We start from the raw sequence: 18,139 nt of genomic DNA on the forward strand, positions 1-18,139 counted from the left end.
TTTCACTAAACCAAAAGCGTATGATTAAACAAAATACATTAACATACGCTTTTAGGTCAAAAATCCGGGATCGGGCGGTTCTGCCGTGCATTGTTCTTGCGCTTATTTTTTTATTGAGTCCCAAAAACCTTTTTGCCCAGGAGCCGCCGCGCGGGGAGATTGACATTGATGCCTTCATCCAAAACCTGATCGCCGATCCTTCCGAAGAGGCCGATTACAGCGAACTCTACGAATCGCTTTTCGCATTATATGCTGATCCGATAGACATTAATAAGGCAACCCGTGACGAATTGGCGGCTTTAATGCTCCTTTCAGAAAAACAGTTAAATTCCTTTTTCAAATACCGCGAACTGCTCGGTCCGCTCATTTCCCTTTACGAACTACAAGCCATTCCTGATTTTGATCTGGCCGCCATTTATCGGTTACTGCCTTTTGTGACGGCCCATTCGCGCACATTGTCCCTGGCTGAGTCCCTGAAAAACCCTTCGCAACATTTCCTGATCGTCCGCTCCGGAAAATTACTGGAAAAACAAAAAGGCTTCCTGCCTGCTGATTCCGGATCTACGGCTTCAAGATATAACGGAAAACCAGTTTACGGATATTTGCAATACCGGAATTCCCGCGCGGGAGTTTACAGTTACGGCTTCGCTATGGAGAAAGATGCGGGCGAAGTTTGGTGGAACTGGAATGCAAAACGGCAAATTCTCGGCTCGGATTTTTCCTCATTTCATGTACAGATTATGAACCAGGGAAAGATCAAAAACCTGATCATTGGGGATTATCAAATGCAGGCTGGGCAAGGACTCGTAATGGCCGCGGGATTTTCGCTGGGCAAAGGTGCAGAGGTCATCAGCTCCACATACAGAAGCACATTAGGCTTAAAACCTTACACTTCTGCATTGGAATCCAACTTTTTCCGGGGAGCCGCAGCGACGTTTTCATTGTCAAAGCATTTTGAGCTGACAACATTTTATTCTTATACCAAAAGAGACGCAACTGTCAATGACGCGAAAGACGATCGTGAGCACATAGCCAGCTCCTTACCTGTAACCGGTTACCATCGGACAGCGGGCGAGCGGGACAAGCATAATAATCTTTTGGAACAAAATATCGGGATGCATTTGCTCTTTAAGCCGCCTTCCAAAGTTGGCCAGCTTGGCTTCACATGGCTGAATACGGGTTATGACATTAAATTACAGAAGCGGAATGCGGCTTACAACCGCTATGAATTTTCCGGAAAACACAATCTTGTTGTTGGCCTGCATGGAGATTACCGATGGCAAAACATTCATTTTTTCGGAGAAGCGGCACGCTCGAAAAGCGGAGGTTATGGAGCCATTGCAGGCTTAATAGCAGCATTGGGTAAAAAGTTTGATATCAGCATGTTAGGCCGTCATTACGACCGCGATTTTCACACATTCTACGGAAATGCCATTGCAGAAGCCACGAGACCGATTAATGAAACGGGCGGTTATGCGGGTTTTCGTTACGCACCGGACCGGCGTTGGAAGCTGAGTGCCTATTATGATTATTTCAAATTTCCCTGGCTGAAATATCTGGTCGATGCGCCTTCGAAAGGTTATGATTATTATTTCCACATTCTCTGGAAGCCTAACAAGCGATTTAATGCTTACGCTTTATATCACCAGAAGAAAAAACAGCGCAATGCGCCGTCAGATAGCGGGAACGAAGATGGGCTCGTTTCCACAATCCGCAAAACGGCGACGATCAATGTTGAATATGAAAAGCCGCTCCGATTTTCTCTTAAAACACGCTTGCAAAGCGGCAACCTGGCCTATATAAAGATTTCAAAATCAAATGGTTTCACACTTTTACAAGACGTAAGCTGGCAATTTCCCAGGCTGGAACTGAGTGCCCGCCTGGCCTATTTCAAAACGGATGATTATGACAGCAGACAATATGTGTATGAAAAAGATATGCTTTACGCCTTCTCCATTCCCGCATATTACGACGCCGGCACCCGGCATTATCTCATGGCGCGTTATGCCGTTTCCAAAAATATGAAGCTGTGGCTCAGGTGGTCACAAACGCGCTATGCAAATCTGGACAAAATCAGCTCCGGCCTGAATGAAATTCAGGGTGACAAACGCAGCGAGTTAAAGGCCCAGGTAATGTATCAGTTTTGATTAAATGTTTTTGATTGCCCGTAATTAATCCCAAAATTTGACCTCTTTTTCAAGATCCAATGCAAGACAACAAACTAGAAGCACTTAAAAAATATTTTGGTTACGACTCCTTCCGACCGCAGCAAGCCGAAATCATCGACACCGTCATGGCAGGCAAAGATTGCCTCGTCCTCATGCCGACCGGCGGCGGAAAGTCAGTCTGTTTCCAGATTCCCGCCATACTTAAAGACGGCCTGACCGTTGTTATCTCACCCTTGATCGCGTTGATGAAGGATCAGGTGGAAGCATTGCGGGGAAACGGGGTGAATGCGGCGTTTTTGAATTCATCCCTTTCTGGCGCTGAGCAGGATAGCGTGATGTGGCAAGCAAAAACAGGCGAATTAAAATTGCTATACATTGCACCCGAACGCCTTTTTTCGGGAAATACATTTGATTTTTTACGAGAGTGGAATGTAAAGTTGTTTGCTGTGGACGAATCGCACTGTATTTCGTCCTGGGGCCACGATTTCCGCCCGGAATATCGCCAGCTGAACACGTTAAAGATGCGCTTTCCAGACATTCCGGTTATTGCATTAACAGCAACCGCCGACCGCGTGACACGCCGGGACATTCTGAAACAGCTGAACATTGAATCTGCCGAAACATTCATCGCTAGTTTCGACCGGCCCAACCTCAACCTGAGCGTGCTTCCGGGTAGAAAACGCATGCAGCAAATCCAGGAGTTTCTGAAAAAACACGAGGGACAGGCCGGCATCATTTACTGTCTGAGCCGTAAAGGAACCGAAACGGTGGCGGCGAGCCTGAAAAATGCCGGTTTCAAAGCCGAATATTATCACGCAGGTCTGGCGCCGGATAAACGCTCTCGCGTACAAGAGCAATTTCTGAAAGATGACATTCAGGTGATTGTAGCCACCATTGCCTTCGGAATGGGTATTGACAAATCCAATGTGCGCTGGGTTATTCACTACAACTTGCCTTCAAATGTAGAAAGCTTTTACCAGGAAATCGGTCGGGCAGGGCGTGATGGTTCTCCTTCGGACACCGTGCTTTTTTACAGCTTCCTGGATATCATTACCAGGCAAGATATGATCAACAATTCGGATCAATCTGCCGAGCAGAAAGAGCTTTTGCACGCCAAACTGAACCGGATGAAGCAATATGCGGAAGCGGACATTTGCCGGAGGCGCATCTTACTCAGCTATTTCAATGAAGCCGTGGATTACGACTGCGGAAACTGCGATGTGTGCAGAAACCCAAGAACGCGGTTCGATGCCACCGTTATTGCCCAGAAAGCCCTTTCCGGCATTGCCCGCACCGACCAGAAAATAGCGATGGGGATGCTGATCGATATTTTGCGGGGCAGCCGTAACCGCAACATTCTGCAACACGGCTACGACCGGCTTCCCACCTTTGGCGTCGGTAACGAGCTTCGCGGGGAAGAATGGGCGGAATACATTGGCCAGCTGCTGAACTCCGGCGTGATGGATATTGCGTACGACGAAGCACATTCATTCAAACTAAATCCGGTGAGCAAGCAGGTTTTGAAAGGCGAACGCAAAGTAGAGCTCGTGAAATTCATTCCGATTTCCGAACGCAAAGCCAGGGAAGAAGCGCTGGTTCCGAAAGAAAAACCGAAGCAGGAAATCATTCGCGATGCATTGTTCGAACGCCTGCGCATATTAAGAAAACAAATGGCCGACGCGCTGGGCGTTCCTCCTTATGTCGTTTTCAGCGATGCAACGCTTTCAGAGATGGCGCAGAAAAAGCCAATTTCGGAGGCGCAGATGAAAGCCGTTTCAGGGATTGGTGCAGAGAAATTCCGTCGCTATGGTGAAACATTCATTAACGAAATTCTGGCCTTTGCAAGGGAAAATACGAAGCCCGGAACACGTGTGGTAAAGGGAATGACCTATGTAGAAACACTGGATTTGTATCAGGAAGGTTACTCTTTAAAAATAATTGCAGAAAAACGTGATCTCAGTACAGTCACCATTATTTCACATTTAATTAAGCTGAAAGAAGATGGTCACAACATTGATTTACGAGGACTTATTGATAATCAGGCATATAATACGATAATTCAAGCCGCACAGGAAATCCAGGTTGGAAAAAACGATCCACTCAAACCCCTTTTCGAGCTGCTTAACGAGCAATTCGACTACGGACAGATCCGGCTCGCACTTGCACTTTTCGAGGAATCACGGAATTAAGTTTTATATTTACATCATTATACTATCAACGCCATGTCAAGACAAAATATACTATCTGGTTCTCCCTGGGAAGACAAAATGGGATACTGCCGCGCGGTGCGCATCGGTAACATTATAGAAGTTGCAGGCACTGTTGCCATCGTTGACGGAGAAAAGGTAAAGGCAGACGATGCTTTTGCTCAGACGAATAACATTATTGAAAGAATCGAAAAGGTTCTGCAGGAAGCCGGAGCCAGTTTAAATGATGTTGTGAGAACACGCATTTTTACCACGGACATCAGCCTGTTCGACGATATAGCAAGAGCGCATGGCGCTTTTTTCAGGGATATCAAGCCTGCTACGGGGATTTACGAGATCAGCAAACTCGTTGCGCCGGAATATTTAATTGAAATCGAGTTCACGGCCATTGTGTCGTAATATATTGAAATAGTTAAAAAAGCCCTTTACATAATGATAAGGCACTTTTTTGTACTAAAATAATTTTTTAACGGTTACAACCATCTGGAGCGAAAATTGCTCTTTGTGTTGTAGTTGTCTGAAAAGGACCCTTAAAAAATAGACATCTTAAATATGAAAAATAAACATACGTTGCTCATAGCCACCTTTTTACTAGGACTTTGTGTACTACAAAAAGAGGCACGTTACAAAGCAATGACGGGTGGGAATGTGGAAAAAATGTACAATATTCCCTCAATAGATAGAAGTGGTGAATTGGCAAACCAGGAATTATCCAACTCACGCCAAGCGCAGGAAGTGACTATTTTGTCAAAATCTGATTTATTTGATTTTACTTCCTTAGATAGTTCTTCGCAGTCGGTGAGTTCGGTAAAATTGATGAACAACAGCCTGCTTAACATTTCGTCGGGAACGAAATTGCTTAATAATTAAAGACACTATGGGCGCTTAACTAAAAAGGCCCATAATGTCTTCCTGACTTAGTTTTTTGATAAAACCTGATTCTCCGCCAACCAGGTCTTCCGCCAGATCTTGCTTCCGCTGCTGAAGCAAAAGAATTTTCTCTTCAATCGTATCCTTGCAAATCATTTTATAGGCAAACACTTTGCGCGTCTGCCCTATCCGGTGCGTCCGGTCAATGGCTTGCCTTTCTACCGCTGGGTTCCACCATGGATCAACGAGATAAACATAATCCGCTTCCGTGAGGTTAAGGCCCACACCACCCGCTTTCAAGCTCATCAGGAACACCCGGCAAGTCTGGTCATTCTGGAAACGGTTCACACGGCCTGCGCGATCAACGGTTTGCCCATCCAGATACTCGTAAGGAATGTTCACTTTTTCCAAATGCTGCCGGATCAGATCCAGCATTCCAAGGAACTGGCTGAAAATCAAAATCTTATGATTCGAAGCATTCTCCTCGATCTCTCTTACAATTTCTTCAAGCTTAGCCGATTCATTGCCGAAATCCTCATCACCCGACAAGATCGAAGGCGAATCGCAAATTTGCCTCAGTTTTAACAAGGCTTCCAGAATCAGGAAACTGCTTTTGTTTAACCCTTCTGTTGCCAGTTTCTCGGCAATTTCCAGCCGGTATTTCTCGCGGAATGTGTCGTACACTTTTCGCTGCTTCTGACCCATTTCACAAAACAGAATGGTTTCCGTCTTGTCCGGTAAATCCGTCGCAACTTCCTCCTTCGTGCGTTTCAGCATGAATGGATACACAAGCTTGCGCAGTTCAGCAGCTTTCTCTTTATCCTGATATTTGTCGATAGGCGTCGCATATTCGCTACGGAAAAAGTCCGCGTGGCCCAGCATGCCCGGATTCAGGAATTCAAATTGGGAATAAAGGTCAAATGTATTGTTCTCCACCGGCGTTCCCGTCATCGTCAGGCGATTCTTGGCGTGCAGCAGTCGGGAAGCTTTTGAGGTGAGCGAATCAGGGTTTTTGATAGCCTGCGCTTCATCCAGCACAATGTAATTGAAATCGAATTTCCGAAGCAGCTCCACATCGCTGCGCATGGTGCCGTATGTGGTCAGGATAATGTCGTATTCACGGAAAAAATCAATGTCTTTCCGGCGCGCCATTCCCCGGTGCACATACAAGCTTAGGTCGGGGGTAAATTTTGCAGCCTCGGCCTGCCAGTTGAAAATCAGCGTTGTAGGAACTACGACAAGGTTCGTATTTTGCGGATTCAGGTTTTTTTGCTGTTGGAGGAACGTAAGCATCTGCAAGGTTTTTCCTAAACCCATATCATCCGCGAGGCAGCCACCCCAGCCAAATTCATCCAGGAAATGGATCCACTTGTAACCCTCTTCCTGATATTGCCGCAATGTCGCATTCACATTTCCCGGCAATGCTACATTAGGGATTTGCTTGAAATTCAGGAGTTTTTGTTTCTTCTCATGAAGCTCCCGGAACACCTCTTCATTATCCGTTTCCGAAACGAGTTCGTCGATAAGTGAGAAGTGGATTTTCGACAAATGGATTTTATCTCCATTCACCCTACCGAATTGCAGCAATGGTTCCAGCTTGCTGATCCATTCATCGGGTAGGACACCCAGCGAACCGTCCTGTAACTGAACGTAATTTTGCTTTTTCAACAATGCTTTTTTCGCATCCGCCAGGGAAACCCGCTGGTCGCCGAAAGTGATTTCCACCGTCATATCAAACCAGTCGATCCCCGATGAAGCATTCACTTTCACGGTTCCGCGGTTCGGGTTGAAGCGCATTTTTTTCAGGTCTTTGAAACCCAAAAGCTCATATTTCTTTTTGCCGACGGCCTCTACAAAGCTGAAAAGCCATCCGCCTTTCATTACCTGATCCAGGGGAACATAGAAAAACGGCTGCCCGGTCTGGTTCGCAAAAGCCGGATTCAAGGATTTCAACCATTCCCAGACTGCATTTTCGGCAGGCAGGTCACGTTCCAGCATGGTAATTTTATTGTCTTCGAAGCCGGTTTTGCTCCGACGCTGGTCGTGCATGAAGACAAGCTCGGAGCCTTCCTCGTTTTCGTCCTGATAAACAAAATTGGGGACGATCAACAGGTTAGCATCATCTTCTTTCAGATAAATTCTTGGCTTACTGAAAGTTAAAGGACGGGAAAGCACTTCGTGCCGCGTCTGGAAAATAACATCGAACTGCTCACCAACCGGAATGATCCAGTCCCGCAGAAATTCTTCCGAAAACTCCTTCCTAACCCTGATTTTATATCCCGTCTGACCCAGGTAAGCGACCATTTCGGCCTCGCTGATGCCAGCCCAGCGGAAAAGTGTCTTTTCATTATGAATGCCCAGCCAAAAACTATCCAGGGATACCACTTTTTGTAGTTCCAGAGGGCTTCCAGCTTTCAGTTCAACGTATGGATTTAATGTGATAAACTCCTTATCCTCAGTAAGAACAAAGAAAAGCTTCACAGGCTCGCGATGCAGTTCCAGTTGCGTAAGCTGGTTGTTGCTTGTTACATAATCGCCGTCCGCAAGATAAATGCGCTCGGCATCCAGGTCGTTGAAAATCCTGTTCAGGTTCTTCCCAACGTAGTTCCTGGCTTCATAACGCTGCTCTGAACTCACGTCATCAAAATGCAGATATGCATTGTAAGACCAGCCCTGCTTGCGGATGAATTTTTGCAAACCTTCTTCCCAATGCTTCGCAATGCGCACGAGGCGCGCATCCGCATCCGTCAGAACAGGGATTTCGTCCGCGGAATAGTAATGGCTCGATCCGCCCGCAATGTTCTTAATGTTGGTAATCTTCTCCGATTTGGAGCTGTATTTGACCGAAAAAACACCGAAACCAATGTCCAGCAAATGATTTTTTCCTTTTGGCCAAAAAACAAAAATAGAGATCCGGTCCTCGTCCTCCTGCTGACTATCCGACGACACACTGAAAGAAACGTTCTGCGCGGGCAAAATGCGGTCCCTTAATGTTTGCCAATCCTGGTAAGGGCCCACTTTCTGCAAGGCCGGATCGGCTTTGATCAGATATAAACCGCCGTCTTCATCGAGTTTGAATTCAAACTTCCCCTTAATGTCGTCTTCCAGCGAATAGCCGTATTCCGCCAGGAGATTGTTTTTTTCAACTGTAAGATCACGCATGACTTCGAATGCGCGATCGCCGAGCTCCTCCCGCAGTTTGAGCAACGCAGCCAGCTTGTGCTGACACAAGGGGACCCACAGCTGCTGATTGCAAGTGCAGGAAGTATGGATCTGCTTAGTGCTCTTGATCCGCTGAAAATCAACCGTAAAGTCCTGTTCATTTTCGCGCACAATGCATTGAGCTTCACCTTCTTTGGCCGAAACAATGATGACATTCTGAATCGATTCCCTGTTTTTCCAGGTATCTTCCAGAACCAGATTTCTTAGTTGAAGTTCCTTGATCTCTGCCAGCTCGATCACCGTGCTGCTCATTTCATGAACAACCTGCTTGATGGTCGGCATCTTATCGAGAATGTATAGAATGCTGGCCACGCGGTGCTTGCAAAGGCCATTTTTATCCGGGCAAGAACACTCGGTGGTGATCTGCGGCGTAAGAAAATCCCGGATATATATTTGGTAAAATTGAATAGAATAGTCGCTCTTGACCTTAAATTCGGCATTACCCGGACCATTGTAGTCGAGCTTGGAAACTTTTAATCCCCCGCTGCTATAAATGGAACGCCCTCTTGACAATACATCCTTCTCCGTCCGTCTTAATAAGAAGTTGGATAATTTCTCCTTCTTTTCGTTTTCCATTTACCCTGCTGCCATTTAAAATGCAAAAGTACGGTATGTTTCTCTTTTATAGAAATGAAGAGAAAATATATGGAAAATCTGAATTTCCGCTATTTGATATAAGGCTGATCGATAACGCCGATATGGCCCGATTTGGTTAACATCGTAACAAAGTCCTGAATCTGCTTTCCGACATTGGGATACATTAATTTCTTATCCAGCTCATGAATAGGAAGCCAAACCATTTCCTCGGCAGTTGTATGGACCGGGTTCAACTTGGGATCTCCTGTGATTTTGGTATGAAAAATCATGTGCAGGGTTTCTTTTTCGATCTCTTTCCAGATCACTTCCCCGCAGATCACCATCTCATTGATATCCGACATCACGCCCAATTCCTCATTCAATTCGCGGTCAAGTGCGGCTTGCAGACTTTCGCCGGGATCAGGATTGCCGCCGGGCAATGCATAAACCTCCTGATCGCCATAGCAATAGCGTAAAGTGAGCACGCGCTCATCTTGTAAAATAATGGCAGAAGGACGGACATTCATGGGTCTGGGAGTTGGTGTGCAGGATAATATAGCCCTATTATTGCTGCAAAACCATTTTTTCAATCAAAAGCATAAAAATATGGATCACCTTGATGTGGATTTCCTGAATGCGATCCGCATAGCCAAAGTGTGGGACGCGGATTTCAATGTCGGCGGCTCCGGCCAGTTTCCCGCCATCTTTTCCTGACATAATGATCACCTTCATGCCCTTCGCACGCGCTGCTTCGGTGGCTTTGATAATGTTCGCAGAATTTCCGCTGGTGCTGAGTCCGAATAGCACATCGCCAGGTTGTCCGAGACCTTCAATAAACCTTGAAAACACGTATTCGTAGCCATAATCATTGCTTACGCAACTCAAATGGCTTACATCGGAAATGGCTATGGCGGGCAAGGAACGGCGGTTATCACGGTAACGGCCTGTCAGTTCTTCCGCAAAATGCATGGCGTCACAATGTGAGCCGCCGTTTCCGCAGGAGATAATCTTTCCGTTTGCCAAAATCGCATCGGCCATTAACCTCGCTGCTTTTTCTATTTTTTCGATTTGGACGGGGTCATTCAAAAACTGGTCTAAAACCGCTTGTGCTTCTTTTAATTCCTGGCTAATAATGCTGGCGTAATCCATTTATATGTAAGATTTTAAATTTTTATCGCTTTCAAAACGTGGGTTTTCCGTCCCGGTCCTCTGTGTCGCTGCACTTCAAAACCCGCTGCCCTTAACGCACGTTTCACAATTCCTTTGGAAGAATATGTTACCAATACGCCGCCTTGCCGGGTTTGGGCTGCTACTTGTGAAAATATTTCTGCTGTCCACAATTCAGGTTGCGCTCTGGGATCGAATGCATCGTAGTAAATAACATCAAATTTCTCGGTTGACTTAAAATTTTCGAGCCGCGAATGTTCTTTCCTCAGTATAAAGTTTTCAGAAACCGCACATTCTGCTGACCACGCGCAGTCGTGCAGGTCCATAAAGCCGGAGTAGCCGGTTAACGCGGCATAGTTCAAAGAAAAAGCCTCGTCCCGCGTAACGGGAAAGGCTTCTACTGCGACGTAATAAATATTCTTTTTAAGCAAGTCGGCCAGTTTCCAGGTCAGGAAAGCATTTAACCCTGTTCCAAAACCCATTTCAAAAACATAAACCGGAGATTCCGCTTGTTCAAGGATCGGACGCAAACCGAGATTAACATAAATGTGCTCTGCTTCGACCAGCGCACCTTGTAATGAATGATATTGCTGATTGTACTGTGGACTATACAGCGAATGTGAACCGTCTTCGGTTACGATGAGGCGTTCCAAGTTAAGCCGCGTATTTAATTGAATTTGGCTTAAAAGTAAACTAAATCATTCTTTTGAGGGTAATTTGGGTAAAGAAAATATCTCCCTTCCGTTTTACCAGCAAATCAATGTTCCGCCCGTCGCCACGCTGTAAAAGCTTATAAATCTCACTGACATTCAAATCCGTAGCGGCATGATCATCTATAAACAAAAGCTGATCTCCTTCCAGAAGCCCCGCTTTACGAGCCGGTGAATCGTCGGCAATGTGGTTGACAATGTATGAACGCAGGTTGATGCCTTCCGCACGGATCTCCATTCCGCTCATATCATGCTCAAATTTCTCCCGCAAACGGCTTCTGACCGGTTTGAGCACCATATAGCTTTGCGAATAATTCATTGTTACCTTGAAACGGCGCAGCAGCTCACAGCCAATATTACCCTGCCGCGACTGCCCGGCGCGCAATTTGGAACCAAATGCAATGCTGTCCGGAAACGACGCCACAATATTGTCCATCGTAAAACGGCCCAGCCGCAGCCGGTCTATCCTGCCGAGATTGCCGTTAATCACCCCATTCAAACCACGTCCCAACTGTGCCCGGATGACCTTTTCAGGAAGTCTGAATGATTCTTTCGGCGTGTTATTGAGCAACAATGCGTGTCCGGCACCCGTATCGATCAGAACCCGGATCGGGTGCTCGCGGCCGTCGGCAAAAAGGGTTACCGCATCTGTAAATGGCTTGGTATCTTCAATGATCAGCGGGTGCTTGTCGCCTTTTCTTGTCTTATAACGATATTTATCGGGGCGCATTAATATCAGTTCTTTCTTCGAAAAATCGATGGTAACCACAAAGTTGTTGAAGATTTCGTAGCCAAAAATACCGTGAACCGGCACACCGACATATTCTGAAAGCCTTAAAAAATCATCTTCCAAAACGACAATGTTCTGGTGATTGGCTTTGAGGCGGCCCATAGAAAACCGGTTATCGATTGCCACATGCGCAGAAATACTGCTGCCTTCACCGGCGCCGGTCAGGTTTACTTTCCTGGTCAGGCGCAGCTTGTCGGGTTTGAGAATGTGGGGGTCTGTAATAATGATGGAACTTACTCCCGTGTCCAGAATAAAGCGGAGGGAGTCGGTGTCGTTAATCTTTGCATACAAAAGGATCAGGTTTGAATGCAGCTCAAAAGGGATGCGGGTGGATTTGTGATTTTTATCCAAAAAGTAGCCATACTTCTCCTCGGAAACGGGGGGCACATCTTCTGATTTAGCAAATGCTATGCTGCTCGTAAAAAGTATGATCGCTACAAATAACCACTTAGACGTTTTCATCGTGGCCTCCTTTCTTTAAAATGCTAAGTTCTGAACTCCGGTAGAAACATTATAGAACACGTTGATTATAAATGGCTTAACTCTGTCTTTATTATCCTCGGTGAACAGTAAGTGCCGAAAACGGCACGATCGGTTATCTAAGTAAAATTAATGCATTTTATCTCAATTAAACACAAAAAAATCTTTATATGTGCAAAGTTTCTGACATTTTTCAGAACATTTATGGATAATAATGTAAATGAGGAAATTATGGTAATTTTGTTGCGTTAAAAGGCGTTTTTCACAATAAAAATTTTCTCATGCGAAAAAAAATTGTTGCAGGTAACTGGAAGATGAACAAAGTTCTGGATGAAGCAGTTGCGCTGACTTCCGAACTCGTTAATATGGCGAACGATGAGGTTCAAGGTGATGTAAAAGTGATCCTTTGCCCTCCTTCCATTTATCTTACTACTATCAAAAAATATCTGGAAAGCGCCCCGAATTTTGCCCTGGCTGCACAAAACTGTTCAGACAAGGTCTCGGGTGCATATACGGGAGAGATTTCGGCACAAATGCTGCAATCGATCGGTGTGGAATATGTGCTGATCGGACATAGCGAGCGCCGTCAGTATTTTAATGAAGATAATGCGCTTCTGGCCAGCAAAGTAAATACTGCTTTGGAAAATGGCGTTTCACCGATTTTCTGCTGCGGCGAATCGCTGGATCAGCGTCAGAATGAAGATTATATCGGATTTGTAAAAAACCAGATCACAGAAAGTCTTTTCCATCTTTCGGAAGAACAATTGCTTTCAGTTGTGATCGCTTACGAGCCGATCTGGGCGATCGGAACTGGCTTAACGGCTTCGGCGGAGCAGGCGCAGGAAATGCACGCGGCTTTGCGTCAGCACATTGCATCTAAATATGGCGAGGCTGTTGCGGAAGAAATTTCTATCCTGTACGGTGGAAGTGTTACGGCAGCAAGCGCTCCCGAATTATTCAGCTCCCCGGACATCGATGGTGGCCTGGTAGGTGGCGCATCCTTGAAATCCAGGGAGTTTACAAACATTATCAAGGCGAGATAAGCATATTACATTTGGGTAACCACAAATTCTACCCGTCTGTTTTTGCTGCGTTCGACTTCGGAGGTGCCTTTTGCCAATGGGCGGGTGCCTCCGTAGCCTTTCGCCTCGATCCGGTCGGCAGCGATGCCTTTTTCAATTAAATAGCTCCGCACCGATTCTGCTCTTTTTCGGGACAGGTCCAGGTTTTTGTCAAAGTCACCCACATTATCCGTGTGGCCCTCAACCCGGATCTTCATACTCTCGCTTTCTTTCAGCAAATCCACGAGCGTGTTGAGCTCTTCGTATGATTCGGGCAGCAGGTCCACTTTTGATGTTTCAAAATATACATTCGGCAAGCTGATCGTCTCGCCTATTGCCATTTTACCGGCTTTCATTTTTTCCAAACCACTTTTTGGCTGTTCTACCGCAACCGGCTCTTCGGCTGGCTCCTGTTTCACTTCCACCTTGGGCTTTGGTGCGGGCTGAACGGGCTTTTTAACTGGCCTTTCTACTTTTGCGGCTGCCTGCGGGGCTTTCGCTTCCTTTTTCAGCGGGTTTTTAATGTGGATACCATAAAAATTCCACGACTGGCTTCCACCCGTGCTACGCCCTTCATAAAAGTCAAAAACCTCAATTCCAGGATCCAGACGCTCAAAATAAGCCACGAAATTAACGGTGTCGCCGGGCATAATCTCTTTTGATCCCGAAGTAGGGATGTTGTCCGCTTTGATAAACTTGAACTTTATATCTATTTCTCCTGGCTTGTAAAGGCGGGTTTCCGGATCGAGCCAGATGGCGCCGGCATTAGGCTGCTGAAATTGCTGCTGCTGTTTCCTGGGAATAGGGAACGGAAGGTTACGCGGCTGGACCTGCACTGCCTTTTTTTCAACAAACTGAAAGTGGATAATGGTCTGCTGATCGGTAAGTTCTACACGCCTGATCTTTACATATGGCACAGACTGCTCCTCAACCTTGGGGTTATTCGTGATTTGTCCAAAACCCGGACTGAATGAAAATACAATGGCAACTGCTCCTGCCAAAAGCACTTTGAAATTCATGACATTACATTTTTAACTTTTTAAAACTAACTGCAAGAACGTCCTAACATTCCTGATAGTTTGTTAAAATTTGTTAAACAATGTAACTTATTGATTGTCAGAGATAAAAGCAGACCAGAATTGCGGATCATAGCGCTCCCAGGCATGGCATCCGAAAGGCAGTTTGTGCTGCATGATCTCATATGTCGCAGCTGGGCTTTTTTCAAAAGCAAAACCCAGCGCCTCGTGCCAGGAAGGGAGTTTAAGAAACAATTTCATAGGAATCAATCGCGTTGCTTCCTGCGAAAAAAGCATATCCTCATTCCCGACCCAAGCCGGATAAACTGCATTATAAATTTTCAGATAGCGAATAATAGCCGGAATGCGCCTTAATGATAATCCACCATTGAACACAACGCGGTGCGTGGAAAGCGCATCGGCAAATTGCTGGTAAGCCCCTGCTCCCAGTGCGTCAAGCGCAGGCATATGCAGCGAGGGCGCTCCTACATAATCAAAACCTTTTGCACACCACGCCAACAGTAAATCCTGGAAAACGTAAGCGTCTAGCTGATAGATCAGTATGTATTCGTAGGCAAGAAATGTTTTGTAAAAATCAATAGAGATCATGAGCCGGTTGTAGGCTGCAATGTCTTTGAAGAATGCGTCGTTGAAGCTAACGAGCTCAATGTTTGGGTAAGCCTCTGTAACAGCATTCAAATCCAGGCTTGCCGGTTTGACGATTTTGACAGGATAATTTCCCAAAACCTTCATGCATTGCTTCAATGACAGTTTTTCATTCTCATTCATCACCGATTTATAAACCGGGATAACAACTGCAACGGAAGATTTTGATTTGCTTGATTTCACTATAACCGGATCATTTATTCGAGTAAGTCGCCCATGGCAGGCAACCACCAATCTTTGCTGCTGAAATGATAATGGCCCTGAATGATGTGGCTGGCAACCGTGGGCAGGCGTAAAAGCCGGTTATCAGGCAATGCGGCGCGTTTAAAAAAGTGCTTCTGCGCAAGGTCCAGCTTGACCAGTTTTTCTTGCGGCACAAAAGGGAGGGACTGCAAAAGCCTGTACATTCCGAGCAGCTTTTCCCCTTTTTCCTTTAATGGGATCAATTTCTTGGTGCGGTCGCGTTTCAGCCGGTCTTTGAGCTGAACTTTGTCCACTTTATTTCCAAACCCAACCTGCTGGCTGGCGTGAATGCGGTAGTAAATGAGTGTTTCAGGAATAAAATCAATTTTACATTCGAGGCTGAGCACCATCGCCATCCAGGCGTCGTGAATGAGGTCAGGAACATTGGTTGGAAATGGCATCAACCGCGCCAGACACGATTGTCTGATCGCTAATGTTGCCCCCGTCACGATAAAACCTGTGAAAAGGATCTCATGCGCTTTGCCATTTTTCCACCTATTCTGCTTTTTTGAATCAAATTCAATTTCCTCCCAGATTGTGCTGCCGACTGGCTTTGAATCGTCGTCCATTTTCATGGCGTCGCAGAAAACGGCATCTTTATCGGGATTTGCATTCAGATAATCCGCCTGTTTCTGAACGCGGTCTGGACGCCATTTGTCGTCCTGATCGCAAAGGAAAATGATATCACCAGTGCATAGGGAAAGGCATTTCTCGAAATTTTTGGTCGAGCCGAGGTTCGTTTCGTTGATATGAATGTAAACCGGAAAAGCGCTTCCTTCGGCAAATGACTTGATAATTTCAATGGTATTATCTTTCGACCGGTCATCACAAACAACCAACTCATCAACCGGCAGTGTCTGATCAGCAATGCTCTTCAACTGCTCGGACAAGTATTTTGCCCCGTTGTAAGTACACAAAGCCACTGAAATCATAAAAAATCTGCAAAAGAATTTAAAAAACGCTGCAAGTTAGCAGTCAATTTACACTATCCACAACTGCGACCTCAGTTTTGAACGGTTTCTGTGTCCTGGAATTCATTTAAATCAGGAATCTTCACCACATTATTGTCGATCGCCCATTGCAGCGCCTCGGAGGAAGGCTTCGCTTCGTTGAAATGAATGAGGCGCGTTTCGGGATCGCTCTGCCAGGCAATCACTCTTTGGGCAAGGTCCTTGTTCATTTCTTTCAACGCTTTTCTATTATTGACATAAACGACTCCCCAAAGCAGCACGCCCGCCCATGCCAGAATCCGTAAATGCCGGATGCGCAGTATTTTAAGGTCAAGAAAAATAAGCATCAGGATCACCGGAATGGTCGCCGTGAAAAACATATAGCGCGGCGCCACACCACCAAAAGCCTGGTACTCAAACCTTGAAACGGATATCACAAAGCCCGTGAGTATGGGCATGGAAAGCATGCAGTATAGCAGCGGATTCCGGCGCGGATAACCTTTAAAAAACAACCATATCCAAACCAAAAGCACCGTCGTACCCAGGATCATGCAAAAATTAATGTTGATATCGGAGTTGGTAGCCGGGTTAACATAGGCAAAACTGCCAAGGAAAGTCAGGAGCAGGCTTTTCATCCAGTTGAAATTGAAAGGAACGTCGCGCTCAACAACCACTTGTGCGCCCAGAACGAATGTAACCCACAGTAAAACAGCAGAAATGCCCGTCCAGGCAACCAGTTGCGCCCATTTCTTTTGAACCAACAGCATAAATCCCCCCAGCAGCAAGCCAAGAAACCCGTTTCCAAAAGAAAAAACCGCGATAATGACGAACAGGGCCGCCAGGAAAAAATGCTTGCTTTTAATAGTTTGTGATTTATTCAGGAAAAAAAGGCTCAGGAAACAGAAAAGAAAAACCGCGTAATGCTGGCTTCCGGCCCAGTAATAAAATGAAACCTGCCAAAACCCCAGACTGAACAAAAATACCGAGGCAAAAAGAATGCTTTCAGCAGATAGCAGCCTGTTGTTGTCCATAATCACCAACAGTAATATGAAAAAGCAAAGCAGCATCAGATTTTGAAAAAACACGAGATTGGCAAAATCAACCTGGTGAAAAACGCTGAAATATGCTGCGGCGGCGAGCCTTGTTATGATGATCCGGTGCTCATTGTGTCTTCCAAACAGGATTTCAACCTTTCCTTTGGCAGTATAGTCGTCGAAAAAGATGCGTTTGATAAATCCGATGGTCGTGTCGTAGTCGTCGAAAGACGGCATGTTGAGCGTGTTGGAGAAAAGCGTCACACAGAAGACCAAAAAGATAGCAATGCTTAAACTGATAGAAAGATATTTAGGCATATCTGATATTTTTGTCAAAAGCGAAGGAATATTGAGTTGTATAAAGTTAACCGCGTATTCCTGGATTGTAAATTTAAGTATGTTAAACCTACTTTATGGCATTACCCGATCAACTTAAAAAAGCGATTATCCAAATGCCGGCCAAAGAAAAGGATAAGCTGCTGCTAAGGCTGATCACGAAGGATAAAACGCTTTCGGACCGGCTGCACTTTGAGCTGATCGAAGACAGCGCCACCATTCCCGAGCGGCGGGAGGAAATTATCGGCCGCATTACCAGGACTTCGAAATCCAACCAAAATACGCCCGGCTGGGTTTTAATGGATATGCGGAACCTGAGCGGCGATATTTCTTATCATGTGAAGGTTACTAAGGATAAAATCGGCAGCATTGAGCTTAACTTGTTCTTGATGAACACTTTCATGGAACAATATGCGGATATATTGAAAACCTATTCTTCCCGTGCAGACACTTGCGCGCTGTATCTGGCCAAAAAAGCGCAGGTGATTTTGAATGCATATAACAAGCTCGACGAAGATTATCGCGTGGACTACATTAAGGACACCAATCGCATGCTCGCCTCGCTTTATACGCTTTGTTCCAAAATGTATGCGCGCCAGATGGAAATCCCGAAAGAACTGGAACATTAAACGGCCTCAATCCC

The 18,139-nt window shown here is 45.7% G+C and carries 15 protein-coding genes; 6 read left to right on the forward strand and 9 right to left on the reverse strand.

The genetic code is table 11. The features are described from left to right. Positions 1 to 20: 20 nt before the first annotated feature. The 4 genes from L0660_RS24845 to L0660_RS24860 all read left to right on the forward strand — a co-directional run bounded on the left by L0660_RS24845 (position 21) and on the right by L0660_RS24860 (position 5,245). Positions 21 to 2,147, forward strand: a complete 2,127-nt coding sequence (locus tag L0660_RS24845; RefSeq protein ID WP_235161843.1) for a helix-hairpin-helix domain-containing protein — start codon at positions 21 to 23, stop codon at positions 2,145 to 2,147. Positions 2,148 to 2,206: 59 nt separating this feature from the next. Beyond that, positions 2,207 to 4,357, forward strand: a complete 2,151-nt coding sequence (gene recQ / locus L0660_RS24850) for a DNA helicase RecQ (RefSeq protein ID WP_235161844.1) — start codon at positions 2,207 to 2,209, stop codon at positions 4,355 to 4,357. A gap of 33 nt (positions 4,358 to 4,390) precedes the next feature. Further along, positions 4,391 to 4,774, forward strand: coding sequence for a RidA family protein (locus tag L0660_RS24855; protein ID WP_235161845.1), 384 nt, complete (start codon positions 4,391 to 4,393; stop codon positions 4,772 to 4,774). Between the two features lie 153 nt (positions 4,775 to 4,927). After that, positions 4,928 to 5,245: a hypothetical protein gene (locus L0660_RS24860; protein ID WP_235161846.1), complete on the forward strand. Its 318-nt coding sequence runs from the start codon at positions 4,928 to 4,930 to the stop codon at positions 5,243 to 5,245. A gap of 15 nt (positions 5,246 to 5,260) precedes the next feature. Here the strand turns inward: L0660_RS24860 and L0660_RS24865 are convergent, their stop codons facing one another. The 5 genes from L0660_RS24865 to L0660_RS24885 all read right to left on the reverse strand — a co-directional run bounded on the left by L0660_RS24865 (position 5,261) and on the right by L0660_RS24885 (position 12,172). Continuing rightward, positions 5,261 to 9,043, reverse strand: coding sequence for an SNF2-related protein (locus tag L0660_RS24865; RefSeq protein WP_235161847.1), 3,783 nt, complete (start codon positions 9,041 to 9,043; stop codon positions 5,261 to 5,263). 89 nt (positions 9,044 to 9,132) lie between these two features. Further along, on the reverse strand, positions 9,133 to 9,570 hold the full coding sequence (locus L0660_RS24870; RefSeq protein ID WP_235161848.1) for an NUDIX domain-containing protein: 438 nt from the start codon (positions 9,568 to 9,570) through the stop codon (positions 9,133 to 9,135). Positions 9,571 to 9,607: 37 nt separating this feature from the next. Then, positions 9,608 to 10,192 (reverse strand): D-sedoheptulose 7-phosphate isomerase, encoded by a 585-nt coding sequence (gene lpcA, locus L0660_RS24875; protein ID WP_235161849.1) that lies wholly within the window; start codon positions 10,190 to 10,192, stop codon positions 9,608 to 9,610. Positions 10,193 to 10,206: 14 nt separating this feature from the next. Beyond that, entirely contained in the window at positions 10,207 to 10,863 is a 657-nt protein-coding gene (gene mnmD, locus L0660_RS24880; RefSeq protein WP_235161850.1) for a tRNA (5-methylaminomethyl-2-thiouridine)(34)-methyltransferase MnmD, read from the reverse strand. Between the two features lie 40 nt (positions 10,864 to 10,903). Continuing rightward, complete coding sequence (locus L0660_RS24885; RefSeq protein ID WP_235161851.1) at positions 10,904 to 12,172, reverse strand: aspartyl protease family protein; 1,269 nt, start codon at positions 12,170 to 12,172, stop codon at positions 10,904 to 10,906. A 299-nt stretch (positions 12,173 to 12,471) separates the two neighbouring features. Between L0660_RS24885 and tpiA the strand changes: the two genes are divergently transcribed. After that, positions 12,472 to 13,233 (forward strand): triose-phosphate isomerase, encoded by a 762-nt coding sequence (gene tpiA / locus L0660_RS24890; protein WP_233794685.1) that lies wholly within the window; start codon positions 12,472 to 12,474, stop codon positions 13,231 to 13,233. Between the two features lie 5 nt (positions 13,234 to 13,238). Here the strand turns inward: tpiA and L0660_RS24895 are convergent, their stop codons facing one another. The 4 genes from L0660_RS24895 to L0660_RS24910 form a co-directional block, all read right to left on the reverse strand. Beyond that, positions 13,239 to 14,270 carry an OmpA family protein gene (locus L0660_RS24895; protein WP_235161852.1) on the reverse strand — a complete coding sequence of 344 codons (1,032 nt, stop codon included), beginning with the start codon at positions 14,268 to 14,270 and terminating at the stop codon, positions 13,239 to 13,241. 87 nt (positions 14,271 to 14,357) lie between these two features. Continuing rightward, positions 14,358 to 15,116 (reverse strand): DUF5672 family protein, encoded by a 759-nt coding sequence (locus L0660_RS24900; RefSeq protein WP_235161853.1) that lies wholly within the window; start codon positions 15,114 to 15,116, stop codon positions 14,358 to 14,360. Between the two features lie 14 nt (positions 15,117 to 15,130). Next, complete coding sequence (locus L0660_RS24905) at positions 15,131 to 16,108, reverse strand: glycosyltransferase family 2 protein (RefSeq protein WP_255712418.1); 978 nt, start codon at positions 16,106 to 16,108, stop codon at positions 15,131 to 15,133. A 71-nt stretch (positions 16,109 to 16,179) separates the two neighbouring features. Beyond that, the gene (locus L0660_RS24910) at positions 16,180 to 17,478 is read right to left on the reverse strand and encodes a hypothetical protein (protein WP_235161855.1); all 1,299 of its coding nucleotides are present in this window, start codon (positions 17,476 to 17,478) and stop codon (positions 16,180 to 16,182) included. 95 nt (positions 17,479 to 17,573) lie between these two features. Between L0660_RS24910 and L0660_RS24915 the strand changes: the two genes are divergently transcribed. Further along, complete coding sequence (locus L0660_RS24915) at positions 17,574 to 18,125, forward strand: hypothetical protein (protein WP_235161856.1); 552 nt, start codon at positions 17,574 to 17,576, stop codon at positions 18,123 to 18,125. Positions 18,126 to 18,139 lie beyond the last annotated feature (14 nt).

Source organism: Dyadobacter sp. CY351 (assembly GCF_021502625.1).
Taxonomy (GTDB): Bacteria; Bacteroidota; Bacteroidia; order Cytophagales; family Spirosomataceae; genus Dyadobacter; species Dyadobacter chenhuakuii.

Bases quoted from the DNA above. Each gene is read 5' to 3' on its own strand.
- L0660_RS24845 (WP_235161843.1), top strand. From the start codon at position 21: ATGATTAAACAAAATACATTAACATACGCTTTTAGGTCAAAAATCCGG.
- recQ (WP_235161844.1), top strand. From the start codon at position 2,207: ATGCAAGACAACAAACTAGAAGCACTTAAAAAATATTTTGGTTACGAC.
- L0660_RS24855 (WP_235161845.1), top strand. From the start codon at position 4,391: ATGTCAAGACAAAATATACTATCTGGTTCTCCCTGGGAAGACAAAATG.
- L0660_RS24860 (WP_235161846.1), top strand. From the start codon at position 4,928: ATGAAAAATAAACATACGTTGCTCATAGCCACCTTTTTACTAGGACTT.
- L0660_RS24865 (WP_235161847.1), bottom strand. From the start codon at position 9,043: ATGGAAAACGAAAAGAAGGAGAAATTATCCAACTTCTTATTAAGACGG.
- L0660_RS24870 (WP_235161848.1), bottom strand. From the start codon at position 9,570: ATGAATGTCCGTCCTTCTGCCATTATTTTACAAGATGAGCGCGTGCTC.
- lpcA (WP_235161849.1), bottom strand. From the start codon at position 10,192: ATGGATTACGCCAGCATTATTAGCCAGGAATTAAAAGAAGCACAAGCG.
- L0660_RS24885 (WP_235161851.1), bottom strand. From the start codon at position 12,172: ATGAAAACGTCTAAGTGGTTATTTGTAGCGATCATACTTTTTACGAGC.
- tpiA (WP_233794685.1), top strand. From the start codon at position 12,472: ATGCGAAAAAAAATTGTTGCAGGTAACTGGAAGATGAACAAAGTTCTG.
- L0660_RS24895 (WP_235161852.1), bottom strand. From the start codon at position 14,270: ATGAATTTCAAAGTGCTTTTGGCAGGAGCAGTTGCCATTGTATTTTCA.
- L0660_RS24905 (WP_255712418.1), bottom strand. From the start codon at position 16,108: ATGATTTCAGTGGCTTTGTGTACTTACAACGGGGCAAAATACTTGTCC.
- L0660_RS24910 (WP_235161855.1), bottom strand. From the start codon at position 17,478: ATGCCTAAATATCTTTCTATCAGTTTAAGCATTGCTATCTTTTTGGTC.
- L0660_RS24915 (WP_235161856.1), top strand. From the start codon at position 17,574: ATGGCATTACCCGATCAACTTAAAAAAGCGATTATCCAAATGCCGGCC.